Source organism: Candidatus Pelagibacter communis (assembly GCF_001179945.1).
GTDB lineage: Bacteria > Pseudomonadota > Alphaproteobacteria > Pelagibacterales > Pelagibacteraceae > Pelagilacustribacter > Pelagilacustribacter ubique_A.
The window spans coordinates 1-5,045 of record NZ_CVSG01000023.1; the positions used below are offsets into that span (position 1 = coordinate 1).

Below are 5,045 nucleotides of genomic sequence, written 5' to 3' on the forward strand. Positions count from 1 at the left end.
AAAAAGATGCATTCGAACAAATGGATTATTCCTTAGAGAGTGGAATAAATTTTTTTGATACGGCAGAACTTTATTCCGTACCACCCAATTCTGAATCTTACGGTAAGACTGAAACTATAATTGGAAACTGGTTTGAAAAAAGAAAAAATAGAGAAAAAATAATTCTAGCTACTAAAGTAGCAGGCCCGGGATGCAATTGGATAAGAGGTGGTGGAAATAATTTTGATGAAAAATCAATAGGTGAAGCGATCAATGGGAGTTTGAAAAGACTTAAAACAGATTATATTGATTTGTATCAATTACATTGGCCTGAAAGATCTACTAATTTTTTTGGAAGAAGAGATTACACCCTAGACAGTGAAGAAGGAGATTGGAATAGTTTTGAAAGTGTACTTAAGGCTCTAGAAAAATTTATCAAAAGTGGCAAAATTAGATACATTGGTATGTCAAATGAAACACCGTATGGTTTATCAAAATATATCGAACTATCAAAAAATAAAAATTTACCTAGGATGATGTCAGTTCAAAACCCTTATAATTTAGTAAACAGGACTTACGAAATCGGCATGTCTGAAATTTCAATAAGAGAAAAATGCGGTCTTCTAGTTTATTACCCTCTTGCCACAGGAGCTCTCTCTGGAAAATATAGAAATGGTCAGATGCCGAAAAATTCTAGGCAAGCTTTGTTCAAAGGATGGGAAAGACATTTAAATCCTTTAGCTATGAATGCCTATGAAGAGTACCATAAACTTGCTAAAGAATACGATATGACAATGGCGCAACTTGCTCAGGCGTTCGTAAACTCAAGGCCTTTTGTTACTAGTAATATAATAGGCGCAACAACCATGGACCAATTAAAAGAAAATATTGACAGTGTTAATATTGAGCTGTCAGACGAAATTATGAAAAAGATTAATGTGATTCATAACAATAATCCAAACCCATCTCCCTAATTCAAAGCATTGAAATAGATGATTTTTAGTATAAAAATAAAATATGCTATTAAAAAAAATTTTTATATTTCTGATTTTAGTTGTTTTTTCTACTAATTCACTTGCCGTAACACCTAGATCAACTGGAAAATATAAAAACTGGGAAAGTTTTGTAGCAGAGACTGATAAAGGTAAAATTTGTTTCGCCCAAACTGTTCCTACAAAAAGAGCACCTGCAGCAGTAAAAAGAGATAAATCTAAATTATTTGTAACTTTTAGGCCATCAGAAGAAATCAAAGATGAAGTAAGTTTGACAAGTGGTCACGATTATAAGACATCTAGCGTAACTGCAAGCTCTGGGAAAAGAAGATACTCATTTTTTTCTCAAAAAGAATTTGCTTGGTTATTAGATGATCAAGAAGAAAAAAAATTTATTCAACTTATGAAAAAAGCAACAGATATAATTGTTAAAGCAAGAACTACAAAAGGAGCTGAGACTACAGATCACTACTCAATGATGGGTTTCACAAAAGCATACAACACAGCAAAAAAGACTTGCAGTTAAATGAAAAAAATTGTTTTAGCCTACTCGGGCGGTTTAGATACATCTATAATTTTAAGATGGTTACAAGAAAACTATAATGCTGAGATAATAGCTTACACCTCTGATATTGGACAAGTTTTAGATAAAAAAAAAATTGTAAAAAATGCTAGAAGATTGGGCGTTAAGAAAATAATTATTGAAGATCTAAAAAATATCTTTGTTAAAGATTATGTTTTTCCCATGATAAGAGCTCATGCAGTATATGAGGGGGTATATTTATTGGGTACATCTATAGCCAGACCGTTAATTGCAAAAAGACAGGTTGAGATTGCAAAAAAATTTAAAGCTTTTGCAGTTTCTCATGGCGCAACTGGAAAAGGCAACGACCAAGTGAGATTTGAGCTTGGATATGCATATTTTGGTAAAAATAAGATTAAAACTATAGCACCTTGGAGAGAATGGAAATTACAATCAAGAGCAGATTTAATTAAATACGCTAAAAAAAACAAAATACCAATTCCTAAAGATAAAAAAGGTGCACCACCATTTTCCGTAGATGACAACATTTTTCATACCTCGACGGAAGGCAAAGTTTTAGAAAACCCAAAAAACTCTGCTCCTGAATTTATCTATCAGAGAACAGTATCACCGCAAAAAGCTCCTAACAAACCAACGAAAGTAAAAATTACTTTTAAAAATAGTGACCCGATTGCGGTAAATGGTAAAAAATTAAATCCTGAAAAGCTTTTAAGTAAATTGAATATTCTAGCTGGAAAAAATGGAATAGGAAGAGTTGATTTAGTCGAAAATAGATTTATTGGAATTAAATCTAGAGGTGTTTACGAAACTCCAGGTGGTACTTTATTATATACTGCACATAGAGCTATAGAGTCTGTAACTCTAGATAAAGAAACTGCTCATAAGAAAGAGAGAATAATGCCAGAGTATGCTGAGCTTGTTTATAACGGTTATTGGTATTCGAAAAAAAGATTAAAGTTACAAAAATTAATTGATCAAAAAAGAAGCAAAGTTTCTGGTGAAATAGTTTTAAGTTTATATAAAGGTAATATAACTATTCTTTCAAGAAGAACAAAAAATAAAGCTTATTCAATGAAAAAAGTTTCTTTTGAGGAAAATAAAACATTTAATAAGAAAAAAGTTGAAAATTTCATAAAATTTCACTCTAAACAGTTAAACAAAGCTTAAATTTTTGATAGATTAATAACTGATGAACAGTTCGATTCGAAATATTCAATTAGTTGCAGTTATAGTTGTTCTTATATCAACTATTATTGCCTTTTTTTTAGAAATGAAAGAAATGTACGAAAACAAAGATATTACACTAGCTGATTTACTTTTAATGTTTATCTACATAGAAGTAATAGGTTTAGTAAGATCTTACTGGGAAACTCAATCAGTAAGAATAACATATCCTTTAATCATAGCTATTACAGCGCTAGCTCGGTTCATAATATTACAAGATAAGGAAAGTGATCCTGCCAACCTGATTTATATTTCTCTAGCTATATTAATAGTTGCGATTGCTACAGTTATTATAAGATTTAGAAATAGTAAGTATTTGAAAATTGAAAGGTCTAGGTCAAGCGAGCTTTAAAACACGTTAAAGTATTCTTTAACAAACATGCAATTGTCATTGGTCCTACACCTCCAGGAACAGGAGTTATTGCTTTAACGTTATCTTTTAATTCATCAAAGTTTACATCTCCTACTATTTTTTCTCCTACTTTATTTATACCAACATCTATAACTATCGCATTTTTTTTTACCCAGCCTTTTTTTATCAAATTAGGAACTCCTACGGCTGCTACTAAAATATCTGCTTTGAGGCACTCGTTTTGTAAATCATTTGTTTTTGAATGAACTATAGTTACTGTGCAATGTTCCTTTAATAATAATTGGGCCATTGGCTTACCATTTAAATTAGATCTTCCTATTATAACAGCATGTTTGCCTGCTAAATTTGATTCTATTTTTTTAATCAATAAAAGACATCCTAAAGGTGTGCAAGGAACGATTGAGTCATAACCTGATGAAAGATTACCAACATTTATTGGATTAAAACCGTCTACGTCTTTGGATGGATTAATTGCATTTATAATTTTCTCCTTACTTATCTGGCTGGGCAAAGGAAGCTGAACTAAGATACCAGAAATTTCATCGTTTTTATTCAACTCTTCAATTTTTTCTAAAATATCTTTTTCACTCACATTTTTTGGATATCTAATTATTTCAGAGTTAATGCCAACTTCTCTAGCACTTTTTTCTTTATTCTTTACGTATATTAAACTGGGTGCAAAATCTCCGATCAAGATAACTGTAAGACTAGGTGTTTTACCGCTCTTTTTCTTTAAATCTGAAATTTCTTTTTTAATTTCATTTCTAATAATCTCTGCTTGTTTTTTTCCATCAATAATCATCTTAAAAATAATCCTGGTGCAAACATTTCAAAAACTAAATTCCTAAAAAACATCAATCCCAAGATCAGTATCACTGGGGAGATATCTATAGACCCTAAGTTAGGTAAAAATCTTCTGATAAAATTTAAAGGTGGAGCTGTAAGTTTGTAAGAAACATCTAAAACAGAATATACAAAACGATTACTTGTATTTAAAACGTTAAAAGCAACCAGCCAACTAAATATTACGTGAATAATTAATATCCAAATATAAAGGTTAACTATATTGTCGAATAAAATTAATATCGACTTCATTAATTTTTCTCCACATAAACTGATGTACTTGGAAAAGCAAAAGACGCATTATTTTTTTCTACTATATTTTTTATTTCAAGGGCTAAAAGATCTTTTACCTTCATCCACTCTAAGTATTTTCTGGTTTTAGTAAAACATATTAGTTTAATATCTATTGAACTTGCAGCGAATTGATCGATTTTAACTGAAAGCATTGTATTTTCTGATTTTGAAAATAATTCACTATTTTTTATATAATTTTCTATCTGCTGTTTAATATCAATTAATTGTTTGCTTGTTGTTCTATACTCTAGGCCTATAATCCAATTAATCCTCCTATTGGTAATTAAAGAATTATTTATTACTGCTTTTTCTGCAAACTGAAAATTAGGAATTGTTGCAAGAGATTTGTCAAATCTTCTAACAACTGTAGATCTAAAACCTATTGACTCAACTGTGCCTTCAATAACATCTTCAACGTATATCCAATCTCCAACTTTAAATCTTTTCTCGACTAAAACTAATATACCTGAAATTAAATTTTTAAATAAATCTTGTGCTCCAAGTGCAACGGCAACACCAAATAGTCCTAGTCCTGCTATAATTGGTCCAATTTTAATTCCCCAAAGTTCTAAAACAGCCGCTAATCCTAGAATTATTATTAAGACCTTTAGAGCTTTGATAATCCAATTGACTAAATCCCTTGAAAGTAAATCACTAATTGATTTTACAACAGTTGAAAAGGGTCCAATGATTTGGTGAAAGGTCCAGAATATAAGAATTGTAATTAAAGAACGATTAATAGTTTCTAAAAAATCTGCAGCTTGAGTTTCAATAGTTAGATAACTAGTAGCTACAA

At 30.4% G+C, this 5,045-nt stretch carries 7 protein-coding genes; 4 read left to right on the forward strand and 3 right to left on the reverse strand.

Annotation, left to right across the window (positions count from 1 at the left end):
• The 4 genes from AMN78_RS00830 to AMN78_RS00845 all read left to right on the forward strand — a co-directional run.
• A partial coding sequence (locus AMN78_RS00830) for an aldo/keto reductase (RefSeq protein WP_075533737.1) occupies positions 1-953 on the forward strand: 953 nt, incomplete at its 5' end.
• Between the two features lie 43 nt (positions 954-996).
• A complete protein-coding gene (locus AMN78_RS00835; protein WP_075533738.1) occupies positions 997-1,497 on the forward strand; it encodes an invasion associated locus B family protein in 501 nt (166 codons plus the stop codon).
• Positions 1,498-2,682, forward strand: a complete 1,185-nt coding sequence (locus AMN78_RS00840) for an argininosuccinate synthase (RefSeq protein WP_075533739.1) — start codon at positions 1,498-1,500, stop codon at positions 2,680-2,682.
• 22 nt (positions 2,683-2,704) lie between these two features.
• Complete coding sequence (locus AMN78_RS00845) at positions 2,705-3,091, forward strand: phosphate-starvation-inducible PsiE family protein (RefSeq protein ID WP_075533740.1); 387 nt, start codon at positions 2,705-2,707, stop codon at positions 3,089-3,091.
• Here AMN78_RS00845 and AMN78_RS00850 read toward each other — a convergent pair.
• From AMN78_RS00850 to AMN78_RS00860, 3 genes are all read right to left on the reverse strand, one after another.
• Positions 3,072-3,914 carry a bifunctional 5,10-methylenetetrahydrofolate dehydrogenase/5,10-methenyltetrahydrofolate cyclohydrolase gene (locus AMN78_RS00850; protein ID WP_075533741.1) on the reverse strand — a complete coding sequence of 281 codons (843 nt, stop codon included), beginning with the start codon at positions 3,912-3,914 and terminating at the stop codon, positions 3,072-3,074. The two genes, AMN78_RS00845 and AMN78_RS00850, sit on opposite strands and share 20 nt — an antisense overlap.
• Positions 3,911-4,207, reverse strand: a complete 297-nt coding sequence (locus AMN78_RS00855; protein ID WP_075533742.1) for a YggT family protein — start codon at positions 4,205-4,207, stop codon at positions 3,911-3,913. Before AMN78_RS00855 ends, AMN78_RS00850 begins: the two co-directional genes overlap by 4 nt.
• Positions 4,207-5,045 (reverse strand): mechanosensitive ion channel family protein (locus tag AMN78_RS00860; RefSeq protein WP_075533743.1); only part of this gene is annotated, 839 nt, incomplete at its 5' end. The genes AMN78_RS00855 and AMN78_RS00860, both read right to left, overlap by 1 nt.